Source organism: Klebsiella oxytoca NBRC 105695 (assembly GCF_001598695.1).
Classification (GTDB): Bacteria; Pseudomonadota; Gammaproteobacteria; order Enterobacterales; family Enterobacteriaceae; genus Klebsiella; species Klebsiella oxytoca.
Window position 1 is genome coordinate 128,144 of the sequence record NZ_BCZK01000013.1, and the last position, 13,257, is coordinate 141,400.

Annotated in this window: 15 protein-coding genes; 9 read left to right on the top strand and 6 right to left on the bottom strand. The window is 54.3% G+C overall.

Annotated features, from left to right (window positions below; translation table 11 throughout):
- Positions 1 to 6: 6 nt before the first annotated feature.
- The 4 genes from KO1_RS21030 to KO1_RS21045 all read right to left on the bottom strand — a co-directional run bounded on the left by KO1_RS21030 (position 7) and on the right by KO1_RS21045 (position 3,079).
- Positions 7 to 708, bottom strand: coding sequence for a fimbrial biogenesis chaperone (locus KO1_RS21030; RefSeq protein ID WP_004105352.1), 702 nt, complete (start codon positions 706 to 708; stop codon positions 7 to 9).
- Positions 709 to 997: 289 nt separating this feature from the next.
- Positions 998 to 1,606, bottom strand: coding sequence for a type 3 fimbria major subunit MrkA (mrkA, locus tag KO1_RS21035; protein ID WP_004105354.1), 609 nt, complete (start codon positions 1,604 to 1,606; stop codon positions 998 to 1,000).
- Positions 1,607 to 1,999: 393 nt separating this feature from the next.
- Positions 2,000 to 2,722 (bottom strand): ArsR/SmtB family transcription factor, encoded by a 723-nt coding sequence (locus tag KO1_RS21040; protein WP_004105356.1) that lies wholly within the window; start codon positions 2,720 to 2,722, stop codon positions 2,000 to 2,002.
- Positions 2,723 to 2,767: 45 nt separating this feature from the next.
- The gene (locus KO1_RS21045; RefSeq protein ID WP_004115172.1) at positions 2,768 to 3,079 is read right to left on the bottom strand and encodes an antibiotic biosynthesis monooxygenase family protein; all 312 of its coding nucleotides are present in this window, start codon (positions 3,077 to 3,079) and stop codon (positions 2,768 to 2,770) included.
- A 384-nt stretch (positions 3,080 to 3,463) separates the two neighbouring features.
- Between KO1_RS21045 and KO1_RS21050 the strand changes: the two genes are divergently transcribed.
- Entirely contained in the window at positions 3,464 to 3,673 is a 210-nt protein-coding gene (locus KO1_RS21050; RefSeq protein ID WP_004105360.1) for a YdgH/BhsA/McbA-like domain containing protein, read from the top strand.
- Between the two features lie 361 nt (positions 3,674 to 4,034).
- Here KO1_RS21050 and KO1_RS21055 read toward each other — a convergent pair whose 3' ends face one another.
- Positions 4,035 to 4,919, bottom strand: coding sequence for an EamA family transporter (locus KO1_RS21055; RefSeq protein ID WP_016808164.1), 885 nt, complete (start codon positions 4,917 to 4,919; stop codon positions 4,035 to 4,037).
- A gap of 80 nt (positions 4,920 to 4,999) precedes the next feature.
- On the opposite strand from KO1_RS21055, the gene KO1_RS21060 reads away from it, so the two are divergent.
- Positions 5,000 to 5,506, top strand: a complete 507-nt coding sequence (locus KO1_RS21060; protein ID WP_004105364.1) for a MarR family winged helix-turn-helix transcriptional regulator — start codon at positions 5,000 to 5,002, stop codon at positions 5,504 to 5,506.
- Positions 5,507 to 5,901: 395 nt separating this feature from the next.
- Here KO1_RS21060 and KO1_RS21065 read toward each other — a convergent pair whose 3' ends face one another.
- On the bottom strand, positions 5,902 to 6,363 hold the full coding sequence (locus KO1_RS21065; RefSeq protein WP_004105365.1) for an Lrp/AsnC family transcriptional regulator: 462 nt from the start codon (positions 6,361 to 6,363) through the stop codon (positions 5,902 to 5,904).
- A 149-nt stretch (positions 6,364 to 6,512) separates the two neighbouring features.
- Between KO1_RS21065 and KO1_RS21070 the strand changes: the two genes are divergently transcribed.
- The 7 genes from KO1_RS21070 to KO1_RS21100 form a co-directional block, all read left to right on the top strand.
- Positions 6,513 to 7,124, top strand: a complete 612-nt coding sequence (locus KO1_RS21070) for a LysE family translocator (RefSeq protein ID WP_004105367.1) — start codon at positions 6,513 to 6,515, stop codon at positions 7,122 to 7,124.
- Between the two features lie 541 nt (positions 7,125 to 7,665).
- A complete protein-coding gene (locus tag KO1_RS21075) occupies positions 7,666 to 8,271 on the top strand; it encodes a tyrosine-type DNA invertase (RefSeq protein ID WP_024274663.1) in 606 nt (201 codons plus the stop codon).
- Between the two features lie 440 nt (positions 8,272 to 8,711).
- Positions 8,712 to 9,338, top strand: a complete 627-nt coding sequence (locus tag KO1_RS21080; protein WP_004115180.1) for a tyrosine-type DNA invertase — start codon at positions 8,712 to 8,714, stop codon at positions 9,336 to 9,338.
- Between the two features lie 463 nt (positions 9,339 to 9,801).
- Positions 9,802 to 10,347: a type 1 fimbrial major subunit FimA gene (fimA, locus tag KO1_RS21085; RefSeq protein ID WP_004105373.1), complete on the top strand. Its 546-nt coding sequence runs from the start codon at positions 9,802 to 9,804 to the stop codon at positions 10,345 to 10,347.
- A 72-nt stretch (positions 10,348 to 10,419) separates the two neighbouring features.
- Positions 10,420 to 10,959 carry a type 1 fimbrial minor subunit FimI gene (gene fimI, locus KO1_RS21090; protein ID WP_004105374.1) on the top strand — a complete coding sequence of 180 codons (540 nt, stop codon included), beginning with the start codon at positions 10,420 to 10,422 and terminating at the stop codon, positions 10,957 to 10,959.
- 35 nt (positions 10,960 to 10,994) lie between these two features.
- Positions 10,995 to 11,720, top strand: a complete 726-nt coding sequence (locus KO1_RS21095) for a fimbria/pilus periplasmic chaperone (protein ID WP_004105375.1) — start codon at positions 10,995 to 10,997, stop codon at positions 11,718 to 11,720.
- A gap of 73 nt (positions 11,721 to 11,793) precedes the next feature.
- Positions 11,794 to 13,257, top strand: a 1,464-nt coding sequence (locus KO1_RS21100) for a fimbria/pilus outer membrane usher protein (RefSeq protein ID WP_148719765.1), incomplete at its 3' end; no start/stop codon positions are given.

Consider the following 13,257-nt stretch of genomic DNA (forward strand, 5'->3'; position numbering starts at 1 on the left):
TTTCCCTTATTTGACGGTAACTTTCACTGCGACGTCTGCGCCATAATCATTAATATTGTTAACGGTCAGGGTCTCACCTTTGCTCACCGCAGAAGAGAGGGCGATGGTCTGACTGGACTGCGGGGCAAGCATGACCGTTTTGCTATTCAGCGCTTTGCCGCCGTTACGGGAGATACGGCTTACGGTGATATAAAAGGGTGTTGGATTACCGATCGACAGGCTGCTGCCGTTAGCGGAGAGCGCTAATTTGTCTGCCGCCGCGTCGCGATTGCCTAAACCGGCAGGACGATAAATAAACTTAAAGCGCGAACGAATCGCCAGCTGCAGAATATTCTGTCCTTCATTTTTCTGGCTGGCCTCGACCGGCGGTATTTCCAGAAGATTCAGCCACCATAGCGTCTCTTTATCTTTAGCCAGTCCCGCATTGCTGCCGAGCTTAATACGCAGGGTCTGGCCGCTTTTCGCATCAACGCGGGAAATAGGCGGCGTGATAATAAATGGTGTGGTAATGGTATCCGGCGTCGCATCGGCATTACCGTTGTCCAGCCAGGCCTGCGCCAGCGCCGGACGGTCGGCGGTGTTAGAGAGCTGCACCGTTATTTCTTTTTCATTTCCTGGGTAAATAAAACGGGTGCCGTTAACAATAATATTGTTGGCATGGGCCGCAAAACTAAAAATGAAACAGAAAAAAAGGGCAATACGCTTCATGCTGACCTCAGAATAAAAAATAAGCGGCAGCAGTGGCCGCTTTATTATTGTTGTATACCCTCAATAATTCGAATTGCAGAAAGGCGGCAAGAGCGTGACAAATACGTTCCCGACGAATTTGTCCAGCCGAAGGCTGGCCTTCGCTGAGAGGCAGGAGCCTCTCATTAATCCCCGGGAGCTTCCTCCAGTAAGTGACTGGGATGAGCGAGCGTCGCCAGCGCCTGTGCTATTCGAAAGATTGCGGATATAAACCGCCCCGGCACGAGGCGGCTTTATCTCTCAGTCGATATTACTGATAAGTAATTTCGTAAGTCGCGTAGCTGTTAACTACACCGGTGGTGACAGTCGTCGGGGTGCTGGTAGCGTAGCCAACGTAGTAAGTGAAGCGCGCGCCGTCCTGAACGGCAGAAGCATCGCCGGTCGCTTTAGGCTGGGTGGCATCACCCGGGATGATTTTGTTGGTCAGCGCGGTCGCGTTGTCGGTGGACAGAACCAGCTGGATATTCTGCGCGCCAGCGGCTTCGGTGTTCGCCAGGTAGCCCTGCTGCTTAGCAGTAGCGCCGGCCAGCAGGTTACCGCCAGTCCAGTTCACGCCCAGTTTGCTCACATCGTCCTGTTTGGTACCGTCAGCGGCCTGGCAGTCAGACACATCGATAGTGAAAGATTTCGGTTTCAGATAGGTATCCGCAGCGGCGGCTTTAACTTCAGTTAAAGTCACCGGTGACAGATAAACGTTTGCATCGCTGCCCTGGCCATTTACGGAAACAGTACAAGATACATCGGTAACTTTACCGAAGAAATTAACCTGACCGCCGCCTACATTGGTATCAGCAGCATTTGCTGCAGCCATACCAAAAAACGCAGTCGCCATTGCAGCAGAGAGAAGAACCTTTTTCATTGCCATTTCCTTGTCAGAGTGAATTAAGTATCGATGAGCAAACAGTTAATTCGCACAAAAGTCAGAAGCGATTTGCGATGCTCACTTGTGCAACTGTTAATAGAAACTTCGACTGACCGGAAGCCGCAATATTTAAGGCGTCAGGAACGAATTCTAATAAAGAAATCGTCAAGGCTGTCGGCGTCAAAGAATGCTATTTTTCGCTGACAAATATACATATGTTCACGAGCTGTTAATCAATGTAACAGATAGCTGACAACTATTAATGATTCAGTATTGATAGCAAGAAACAAAGTTATTGTTATTTACACGGAAGGGGAAAAGACGATATGGAATTAACAATATAGCAACCTATATTGGCATAAAAACTATTTCCCCCCTGTCAGAACACTCTTAATCGCTCGCTGATCGGGTATTTTTCGCCAGCTGAAAATGCTGATGTAGCGCTCGCCATCCTGCTGACGTAATCGTCACTTCGCGGAATCCCGGGGTAGTGGTAAACCAGCCTTTCTGCAGACCGTGCTGCAGCAGCGCCGCGCCTGCCGCCCCACCGAGATGAAAGCGACGTTCGCTCCAGTCCAGGCAGCCGCAGCACGCTTTGCGCCGGGAGCCGCTCTTCGTCATTATCCCCAGGCGCGCAAACTGCGCTTCGCCGACGGGCGTCAGAGCAGTGCCATCAGGCGCTATCCACGCTTCGCGCAGCAGAAAATCATACAGTGATACCGCCACTTCGCCGGCCAGATGATCGTAACAGGTACGCGCGACGCGTAAATTAACCGGCGTTGCGGTGGACAGCGCCACCGCACGCTTGCCGGCCATGGTCATCATATTTTCCAGCAATCCGGCAACATCGCTACCGGCGAGGCGGTAGTAGCGATGGCGGCCCTGGGCAAGACACATCAGCAAACCGCTGCTGACCAGCCGGCTAAGATGCGCGCTGGCGGTGGAGGGGGAAATGTCGGCCACGGTGGAAAGCTCGGTAGCCGTCCACGCCCGGCCATCCATCAAGGCGCAAAGTATCTTCAACCGCGAGGCATCCGCCATTGCCGACGCCACTGCCGCCATTGCCAGGGCCAGCGATTCATCGTCTTCAATCCGCTCAACAGGTTTTAACATAGCGCCTCGCTTATTTTCCCAACGGCAAACTGCCGCCATATTACGTTAATCGGCATGTTGAGAACGATATTCGCGCAGCACCCGGGCAACCCGAATTTGATAGCAGGCGAAGATGCTCTCCCGTCCCTCTTTCTGCGCAGCCTGATGGCAAAGGTTGCGCCTCCACGCCAGTACCGCATCCTCATCACGCCACCAGGAGAGCGACAGAATTTTGCCTGCCGCAGTCAGGCTTTGAAAACGCTCAATGGCAATAAAACCGTCAATATCGCTCAGCAGCGGCTTCAGCTCCGCCGCCAGCGTTAAGTAGCGCTCCTGGCTCGCCGGGGTAACCTCAGCTTCAAAAAGTACTGCAATCATACCGTCGTCCTCACGCAATCAGTGTGAAGGCCAGGATATCTTCTTTGCCGGGCTCAATGCTTCGCTGATGGGCGAAGTATGATGGCTTTTATTGCGTGAAAAACGCCCTACATATTCACAAAAGCAATAGTTAATAACCTGAAGAAAGCTAATCGCGCCTCTTTTGAAACTATTTTGTAAGGCCTGAAACAGGTCCAAAAAGAGAGCATCTATATGTTTTTATTGAAAATAAAAAAACCAAAATCAGCTAATTCATCATCATACCGTCACAAAAGTGTGATCTAAATCGCACTTTTTGCAACGCGCGTTATAGTTAGCAGACTTATTATAAGTCCATCGAAAGCAACCACGCTTTCCACCATAAAAGTTAAAAGGATAAACACCATGAAAAACGTAAAATTACTTGCCGCTGCCGGTATGCTGTCTCTGGTCTCTTTTGCTAGCTTCGCTCAGCCTGTTAGCGTAACCGCAGATACTCTGGACAACGCCGAAGCCAAAATCGCTGCCATTGCTAAAGACCAGGGTGAGTCTTACCACATTACCGAAGCTTATACCGGTAACCAGGTACATATGACCGCCGAGCTGTCTAAATAACCGAATGGTTGCAGAGGGAGCTGCCGGACAGGTCGCCTGAAGGCGGCTGGTCTGGCTCCCGCCACATAATAAGCACCCAGCAATGTCGAGCCCCTTGATGGGGCTTTTTTTGTTTCTGGCGAACAGTGAACCCGCAACCCGGTTTGTGGGTTCACCGCCGTCTGCGGTGCAGTAGCCCGGACAGAAGCGCAGCATCGCCTCCGGGAAATTTGGCCACTCTGCACGCTACTCCCGGGGGCGGCGCTTGATGCGCCTTGCCCGGGCTACAGGTTCATCGCCGTCTGCGGGCCGGTAGCCCCACTATTCACCGCCGCCTGCAGGTCTGGTCGCCCGGATAGATGCGCAGCATCGCCTCCGGGATTTACCGACCCGCTGCAGCTCTCTTATTCGATAACGCGCGCTGAATCGACAGCACGCTGAATAGCACAATCACCAATCCCGCCAGCGCCAGCCCCTCAATTTTTTGTCCGAGGAAAACCCAGCCTAATAGTACCGCTGTCACCGGACTCAGCAGGCTCATTGCCGATACCGCTACCGGAGAAAGACGGCCAATACCGCGGAACCAGAGGCCATATGCGAGCATTGCCCCGGCAACGCACAGCCACAAATAACCCGCCGCCTGAGTCAGCGTTACCTGATGCAGCGGCGGATCGACCAATAACGCAATCGGCGCCAGTACAATACCGCCAATCAGCAGTTGCCAGCCTGTCAGGGCAATAACCGGCAAGGCGATCGCCCAGCGCCGCGACAGCCAGGTCCCAAGCGCCATACTCATCGCCCCCAGAAACGCCGCGCCGATCCCAAGCGGATCGAGCGTCATTTGCGGCGATAGCAGCAACATAGCCATTCCCACGATCCCCGTCATTGCTGATAGCACCGCGAGCCAGGGCGATCGCTGACGATCGACGCACCATGCCAGCAGCATCACCAGCAGCGGCTGGATAGCGCCAATCACCGCCGCCAGTCCGCCCGGCAGCCGATAAGCGGCAATAAACAGCAGCGCCTGGAACGCGCCGATATTCAGGATCCCGGTGACAATCAGCTTCCACCACTCGCCGCGCAGCGGGAGGCGACGGCTCCAGATCAGCAGGGCGATCCCGGCCGGCAGCACCCGCAGCAGCGCGGCGATAAACGGTCTATCGGGCGGCAGGAACTGCGAGGTGACAATATAGGTGCTGCCCCAGATGGCGGGCGCCAGCGCGGTTAAGAATAGATCTACAACAAGGTTGCGCGAAACAAAGGCCATGATTTTATCTTCATATCAAGGTAAATTATGGCCTAAGTATGTATCGATATTTACCTTGATATCAAGACAAGTAGGCATTAATGGACAAATCACCGCAGACCGACGCCGTGGATCGCATTCTTGAACAGTGGAAACGGGAACGCCCCGATCTCGATTGCACTCCAATGGGACCGTTCGGTCGTCTGAAGCGCTGCGCACTGCTGCTGGAACCGCGCATTGAAGCGGCTTTTCTTCGCCATGATTTAGTGCGCTGGGAGTTTGACATGCTGGCGACTTTGCGACGGGCGGGCGATCCGTTCGTGCTGTCGCCAACCCAGCTCTTTTCAACGTTAATGATCACCTCCGGCACCATGACCCATCGTCTTAAGGCGCTGGAAAAACGAGGGTTTATTCGCCGACTGCCAAACCCGGACGATGCGCGCAGCATGCTGGTCGCGCTGACGCCTGAGGGGCGGAAGTTAATCGACAGAGCGGTGGAGAGCCACGTGGAAAATGAGCGGCAGCTGCTGGATGGCCTTTCTGCGGGGCAGCGCCAGCAGCTTGATGAAGCGCTGACGGTGTTTATGCGTCTGCTGGAAAAAGAGTAATACCACTCTGCTTTGACAGGGTGCTCATACTGCTGCCGGCTCACCTTTGATGACGCATCACCGTTATTTCCCCGGAGGCGATGCTACGCATCTGTCCGGGCTACCGGATCGCAGACGGCGATGAATCTGTAGCCCGGGCAAGGCGCGTGAGCGCCGCCCCCGGGGCAGCGTGCAAAACGGCTGAATTTCCCCGGAGGCGATGCTGCGCATCTGTCCGGGCTAACGACTACCGGCCCGCAGATGGCAATGAACCTGGGTATCTGTCCGGCCTACCGGATCGCAGACGGCAATAAACCTGTAGCCCGGGCAAGGCGCGTTGAGCGCCGCCCCCGGGGCTGCATGCAGAACGGCTGAATTTCCCCGGAGGCGATGCTGCGCATCTGTCCGGGCTGCGATTACCCATTACCGAGCGGAAAAGGGCGATCCTGCACGACCGTCTTCATGACCAATGTCGAACGTAAATGCTGCACGCCGGGCATTGCGGAGAGTTTATCATCGTACAGCTTCTGGAAGGCCGGAAGATCGCGCGTCACCACATGCATCAGATAGTCCGGATCGCCAAACAGACGCTGCGCCAGCACGATTTGCGGGATCTCTTCGACCGCTTCCTCAAACGCGCTTACCGCTTTCTTGTCCCCCTCTTTTAGCGTCGCGAAGACGATGGCCAAAAAGTTGAAGCCCATTTTGGCCGGATCAAGGTTGGCCCGATAGCCGGTAATCACCCCCTCCTGCTCCAGCGTGCGCAGCCGTCGATGGCAGGGCGAAAGACTGAGATTCACCCGTTCGGCCAGCTCGGTTATCGATAGTCGCCCGTCGGCCTGCAGCTCAGCAAGAATTTTTCGATCGATGCTATCCATTTGGAATATTTTCCCTCAGATTTCCCTTCCAGAGGATAACATTGAAAGCTCATTGCGCAATAAACCCGATATTCTTTTCCTCAAATAATCGCCGCTTTACGAGGGAAAACGATGAGAAACTGCCATCAACACGCAGGGGTGCGCTGGCCATGGAAATGAGCTTTATCGCCAGCTTTTGGCTGGTTTCCTTTCTGCTGATCATCACGCCGGGGGCTGACTGGGCCTACACCATCAGCGCAGGGATCAACGGTCGGCGCGTGATACCCGCCGTCGCCGGACTGATGTCCGGTCACCTGCTGGCCACGCTGATCGTCGTCGCCGGAATCGGCGTGTTAATCGCCGGCCACCCGCTGGCGCTATCGACGATTACCCTGCTGGGCGCGGGCTATCTGATGTGGCTGGGGATCGCTATTTTGCGCCATCCGCCAACGCCAGGCACACAGCAATACAGCGCGGATAGCTGGAATCGCTGGGCGATTAAGGGGCTATGCATTAGCGGCCTCAATCCAAAAGTCTTTCTTCTGTTTCTGGCCCTGCTGCCGCAGTTTACCGACCCCCAGGGAAGCTGGTCGGTCGCGCAGCAGATGTCGGCGCTGGGCGGTATTCACCTTATCACCTGCACGCTGGTCTATTTACTGGTCGGCTACGGCGCCAAAGCGCTGTTAGCGACCCGGCCTCAAATCGCGCAAAAGGTCAGCATCGCTTCGGGGGTGATGATGGTCGCCATAGCCGCCCTGCTGTTTCTGGAGCAGCTGAGGTAGCCTGCCATATAAGGCGCGAGCGCGTGTCCTGTTCGCGCCACGGCATTATTACGGCAAAAACGCATTGCTGTACGGTTATTTTGCATTCGTCATCACCCCACTCTAAATTAGCCAATGCGCATCTCTCGCTTCCTTATCAGCCAGATTTTTTGGCTACGCAACCCTCCGATATCCCCCCCCTCTTAGCGGCAGTTAAGGTTTATCTCATATGAAATAAAACAATTCTTAACGCTCCCCACAATTGTTGCGCTTCCTGTTTTCCCTATTCATAAGATGGTTTTTGCAGTATGGTTAACATTATTAGAAGTTATATACTGCTGCCTACCCAGTTAAGGAGAAAAAGAATGAGCAGGATATGGGCCCTACCCCAAACCGCAACGCCGAATATATATATAAAAATAAGAACTGCCTGTCCAAAAGAAGTCATATCGCTTAAATATTGCCAGCAGCAGCAATAAATAATGCACATGCAGCCGAATCTTATCATTATCTTATGATGGCCAAAAAGTGCGCTCGCCGGCTGTATAATAAAGGGAACTCAATGAAAAGCAATGCTATTTTAAAAAAAAGGAACTTCCTGACTCACAATGAAATAGAGTCATTGCTCAAAGCGGCCAACAGTGGTGCACATGCCACGCGCAATTATTGCCTGACATTATTGTGTTTTATTCACGGATTACGCGCCAGTGAAATATGCCGCCTGCAAATTTCCGATATCGACCTTAGTTCTAAATGTATCTATATTCACCGGCTTAAGAATGGATTTTCGACAACGCATCCTTTGCTAAATAAAGAAATCCGCGCATTAAAAAACTGGCTACAGGTCCGCGCCTCGTACCCGCAGTCCGACAGCGAATGGTTATTTCTCTCACGAAAAGGTAATCCTTTGTCTCGCCAGCAGTTTTATCAGATTATTTCCGCCTCTGGTGATAATGCCGGGCTATCGCTCGAAATTCATCCGCATATGCTCCGTCATTCATGCGGCTTCGCCCTGGCTAACATGGGCATTGATACCCGCCTTATCCAGGACTACCTGGGCCACCGCAACATTCGCCATACCGTATGGTATACCGCCAGTAACGCTGGCCGTTTCTATGGTATCTGGGACGAAAGCAGAGACAGACAGCGGAGCCCTGTTCTGCTGTAATGCTCGATGCCAGGGAGGGCGTCAAAATAACCGTCAGGCAGCGGTAAACATTAAAAAAATTAACCATGCGGTGTTTATGATTATTGTTCCGGCAAGTTCACAGCGCAACGATGATTTATCTTATTACCCCCGGGCATGGCCCTGCATATAAATGCATCAACGCCCTTCCGTTTAAAATAGCCGCAACCATGCTTTTTTCCTTTTAATTTTATGCACCTGAAAAAGAACCTCGGTCCAGAGGTTGTCGCCATCAATAAAATCTATAAGAATAAGATTTATCATCTGTAATATTCTGCCCCACAGCCGCTACAATGTCATTATTCAACTATGCTTAAGCCCCTTCGTATAATACGCGATTAACCTTGCGGATTATTTGTGAGCGCCCCCTGCGGTCAGCAGGGTCGTGTTAATTTTCAAGATCATATCAGGAGTTATTTATTGTGAACCGACGTCGTTTTCTTACTGGTAAAGAAGTTCAGGCGATGATGCTGGCAGCCCGCCACGGGCAAACGGGAGAGCGGGATTACTGTCTAATCCTGCTCGCTTTTCGTCATGGTATGCGCATTAGCGAATTACTCGATCTGCACTACCGCGACCTCGATCTTGTCGAAGGCCGCATCAATATTCGACGGCTGAAGAATGGATTCTCCACCGTACATCCTCTGATGGTCGATGAATGTGACGCTATCAGGCGCTGGAGTCAGGTACGCGGCGCCTGGAAAGGCGCGCAAAAAACCGATGCGCTGTTTATATCGCGACGCGGTACGCCGCTTTCGCGTCAGCAGGCCTACCGCATCATCCGCACCGCTGGCGTAGACGCTGGCACGGCTACCCATACTCACCCGCATATGCTGCGCCATGCCTGCGGTTACGAACTGGCGGAGAGAGGGGCCGACACCCGCCTTATTCAGGACTATCTCGGCCATCGAAACATTCGCCATACCGTACGCTATACGGCCAGCAACGCCGCGCGATTCGCCGGACTCTGGGAACGCAACAACCTGATGGAGTGGAATTTACAAAATCAGAGGATGGAAAATAAGTGTTTGATAAATAAAGGAAAATAACTTACCGAACAGGTCAATTGGGGCCAAACTGTGTGCATCATAAAAATATTCAGTAACCTTTTGCAACCATCGAATGCATCAAATAGGGGGTAAAAACCAATATCACTTTGATTAACAATGTTTTTTTATTTTTAATCTTTTCCAGAAACGTCCTTCTTTCCGCTGCCCATCCTTCCCGGCCACGCGTTGCCGATAGCCATCCATGGCTTATTAAGCCTTAATGATATCGATTTTTATGTCGTTAAATAACTATCAAACAGATTAAAAAACTAAATAAACCATCAGATAATCATAATTTCAGTCAATTACGCCAACGAGTCAAAATGGCCCCAAATGTCTCATTTTTTGGGTGAAAAACATGCAGAACCGCAGCCGAATATATCGGCTGAAATATGAAATACCTGGAGGTCATGATGACGGCCAGATCGGTTCGTAATCCCGATATTGTTCAAAGGAAAACAACATGAAAATCAAATCACTGGCAATCGTTGTTCTGTCAGCCCTGTCTCTGAGCTCCGCGGCGGCGCTGGCCGACACCACGGTAAATGGCGGCACGGTGCATTTTAAAGGGGAAGTCGTCAACGCAGCCTGCGCCATTGACGCGGGTTCAATCGATCAAACCGTTCCAATGGGCCAGGTACGTTCGGCGAAACTGGCGACTGCGGGCAGCACCAGCACGGCTGTCGGCTTCAATATCCAGCTGAACGATTGTGACACCACCGTTGCCACCAAGGCCTCCGTCGCCTTCACCGGCACCGCGATTGACAGCACCAACACCACCGTACTGGCGCTGCAAAGCTCGGCGGCAGGCAGCGCGACTAACGTCGGCGTGCAGATCCTTGACCGTACCGGTACGCCGCTGGCGCTGGATGGCGCAACCTTCGGCGCAGCTTCCACCCTGAACGATGGCACCAACATCATTCCGTTCCAGGCTCGCTACTACGCGACTGCCGCTGCCACTGCCGGTACCGCTAACGCGGACGCCACCTTTAAAGTGCAGTACCAGTAATTTTTTCATCAGGCAGGGACGCGCGCCGGGCCAGGAAGGCCCGTTATCCATAACGGAATTCGGGTGATAACGATGCAAAGGATGAAGTCAGGTCTGTTGATATTTTTGCTCCCGCCGCTGGCGCTGGCCGGTAACCAGTGGAACGTCACGCTGCCCGGTGGAAACATGCGCTTTCAGGGGATCATTATTGCCGAGTCCTGCCGCGTTGAAGCGGGCGACCGGCAGATGACGGTCAACATGGGGCAGATCAGCAGCAATCGGTTTCATTCGGCCGGAGAAGACACCAATCCCGTCCCCTTCGATATCCACCTGCAGGAGTGCAGTACCGCCGTCAGCCAGCGCGTTGGCGTGGCCTTTCACGGCGTCGCCGATGGTAAAAACCCGGACGTGCTCTCAGTGGGCGAAGGACCGGGGATAGCGACCGGCGTGGGCGTCGCTCTGTTTGATAAAGACGACCAGCCAATCCCACTGAACGGCCCTCCCGCCGCCTGGACAAGATTGTATACCGGGCCAACCACATTGCATTTTGTAGCGAAATACCGGGCAACAGGGCATCAGGTCACCGGAGGCGCGGCCAACGCTCAGGCCTGGTTCTCCCTGACCTACCAGTAATTAATCAGCAAACGAACCGAAAACAGGAAACGACGGTGACGATAAAAGGGGTAAACGTGAGAACAACACTGGCGATAACGCGCGGTTTACTGGCGGGAGCGCTGATGATAGCCGCCATGGGATTTACCGCTCGCGCCGAGGCTGGCGTGGCGCTGGGGGCGACCCGCGTCATCTATCCTGCCGGGCAAAAGCAGGTTCAGCTGGCGGTCACCAACAACGACGAAAAGAGCACTTATTTGATTCAGTCATGGGTGGAGAATGCCGACGGCGCGAAGGACGGCCGCTTTGTCATCACCCCGCCGCTGTTCGCCATGCAGGGAAAAAAAGAGAATACCCTGCGCATCATTGATGCCACCAGCAACCAGCTGCCGCAGGATCGGGAAACGCTGTTCTGGATGAACGTCAAAGCGATCCCGTCGATGGATAAATCAAAGCTCAGCGACAACACTCTCCAGCTGGCGATCATCAGCCGCATCAAGCTCTATTACCGTCCGGCAAAGCTGGCGCTGCCGCCGGATCAGGCTGCGGAAAAGCTGAAATTTCGCCGCGGCGCAGGCACGCTTACGTTGATCAACCCCACCCCCTACTACCTGACGGTCACCGAACTCAACGCCGGTACCCGGGTGCTGGAAAATGCGCTGGTTCCGCCGATGGGTGAAGCCAGCGTTAAATTACCCGCCGATGCAGGTCGCGAGATTACATACCGGACGATTAACGACTACGGCGCGCTGACCCCGCGGATGCAGGGCGCTACGCAATAACTGACGGGAGACCGCGTTCTCCCGGAAATAAAAATAAGAACTGACAGCCGGGCGACTTTGGACCGGAGGGACTATGTCACATCTGAAATATGGACTCGACGATCTGGGCTCCGGACGTAAAAGCAGCCACGGGCCGGGGAATGCGCGCGCTTTCGCTCAAATCACGCTGGCTCTGTTACTTGCGGCAACGATCTTTTCCGTGCAGGCGGAGCTCTATTTTAATCCACGTTTTTTAGCGGATGACCCTGCCGCCGTGGCGGACTTATCAGGATTTGCCAACGGCCAGGAGGTCCCTCCGGGAACCTATCGCGTCGATATTTACCTCAATGACGGGTTTATGACTACCCGCGATATCACTTTTAATAGTAGCGAAAGCGATCGCTCGCTGGTCCCCTGCCTGACGCGCGGGCAGCTGGCCGGGATGGGCGTCAACACGACATCCATTAAAGGGATCGGCGCTCTGGCATCCGATGCCTGCGTACCATTAACCGAAACCATCAAGGACGCCACTACCCGCTTCGATGTCGGCCTGCAGCGGCTGTACCTGACCGTACCCCAGGCGTTTATGGGCAACCGCGCCCGCGGCTATATTCCGCCCGAGCTCTGGGACCACGGGATTAACGCCGGGCTGCTGAACTACAACTTCACCGGCAACAACGTCCATAACGACATCGGCGGCAGCAGCAACTACGCGTACCTGAACCTGCAGAGCGGGCTGAATCTCGGCGCCTGGCGTCTGCGCGATAACACCACCTGGAGCTACAGCAGTAGCGGCAGTTCGTCGGCCAGTGAAAACAGGTGGCAGCACGTCAATACCTGGCTGGAGCGCGACATCACCGCGCTGCGTTCGCGCCTCACGCTGGGCGACAGCTACACCAACGGCGACGTCTTCGACGGCATTAACTTCCGCGGCGCGCAGCTCGCCTCCGATGACAACATGCTGCCGGACAGCCAGAAGGGATTTGCCCCGGTTATCCACGGGATTGCCCGCGGCACCGCTCAGGTGTCGGTGAAGCAGAACGGCTATGAGATCTACCAGAGCACGGTGCCCCCCGGCCCGTTCACCATCAACGATCTCTACTCCGCCGGCAACGGCGGCGACCTGCAGGTGACCATCAAAGAGGCCGACGGCAGCAGCCAGGTCTTCACCGTCCCTTATTCGTCCGTGCCGGTGCTCCAGCGCGAGGGCCATACCCGCTATGCGGTCACCGCCGGGGAGTACCGCAGCGGCAGCAATCAGCAGGAAAAACCGAAATTTTTCCAGAGCACCGTAATGCGCGGTCTTCCGGCGGGCTGGACCCTGTACGGCGGCACCCAGCTGGCGGACCGCTACCGCGCCTTTAACCTCGGCGTCGGCAAAAATCTGGGCCAACTGGGGGCGCTGTCGCTGGATATCACCCAGGCCAACGCCACCCTGCCCGATGACAGCGAGCATCAGGGGCAGTCGGTGCGTTTCCTCTATAACAAGTCGCTGACGGATACCGGCACCAATATTCAGCTGGTGGGCTACCGCTACTCGACGCGCGGCTATTTCAGC

Coding starts and splice junctions, on each gene's coding strand:
- KO1_RS21060 (WP_004105364.1), top strand. CDS start 5,000: ATGGACAAATCACCGCAGACCGACGCCGTGGATCGCATTCTTGAACAG.
- KO1_RS21055 (WP_016808164.1), bottom strand. CDS start 4,919: ATGGCCTTTGTTTCGCGCAACCTTGTTGTAGATCTATTCTTAACCGCG.
- mrkA (WP_004105354.1), bottom strand. CDS start 1,606: ATGAAAAAGGTTCTTCTCTCTGCTGCAATGGCGACTGCGTTTTTTGGT.
- KO1_RS21050 (WP_004105360.1), top strand. CDS start 3,464: ATGAAAAACGTAAAATTACTTGCCGCTGCCGGTATGCTGTCTCTGGTC.
- KO1_RS21030 (WP_004105352.1), bottom strand. CDS start 708: ATGAAGCGTATTGCCCTTTTTTTCTGTTTCATTTTTAGTTTTGCGGCC.
- KO1_RS21040 (WP_004105356.1), bottom strand. CDS start 2,722: ATGTTAAAACCTGTTGAGCGGATTGAAGACGATGAATCGCTGGCCCTG.
- KO1_RS21065 (WP_004105365.1), bottom strand. CDS start 6,363: ATGGATAGCATCGATCGAAAAATTCTTGCTGAGCTGCAGGCCGACGGG.
- KO1_RS21075 (WP_024274663.1), top strand. CDS start 7,666: ATGAAAAGCAATGCTATTTTAAAAAAAAGGAACTTCCTGACTCACAAT.
- fimA (WP_004105373.1), top strand. CDS start 9,802: ATGAAAATCAAATCACTGGCAATCGTTGTTCTGTCAGCCCTGTCTCTG.
- fimI (WP_004105374.1), top strand. CDS start 10,420: ATGCAAAGGATGAAGTCAGGTCTGTTGATATTTTTGCTCCCGCCGCTG.
- KO1_RS21070 (WP_004105367.1), top strand. CDS start 6,513: ATGGAAATGAGCTTTATCGCCAGCTTTTGGCTGGTTTCCTTTCTGCTG.
- KO1_RS21045 (WP_004115172.1), bottom strand. CDS start 3,079: ATGATTGCAGTACTTTTTGAAGCTGAGGTTACCCCGGCGAGCCAGGAG.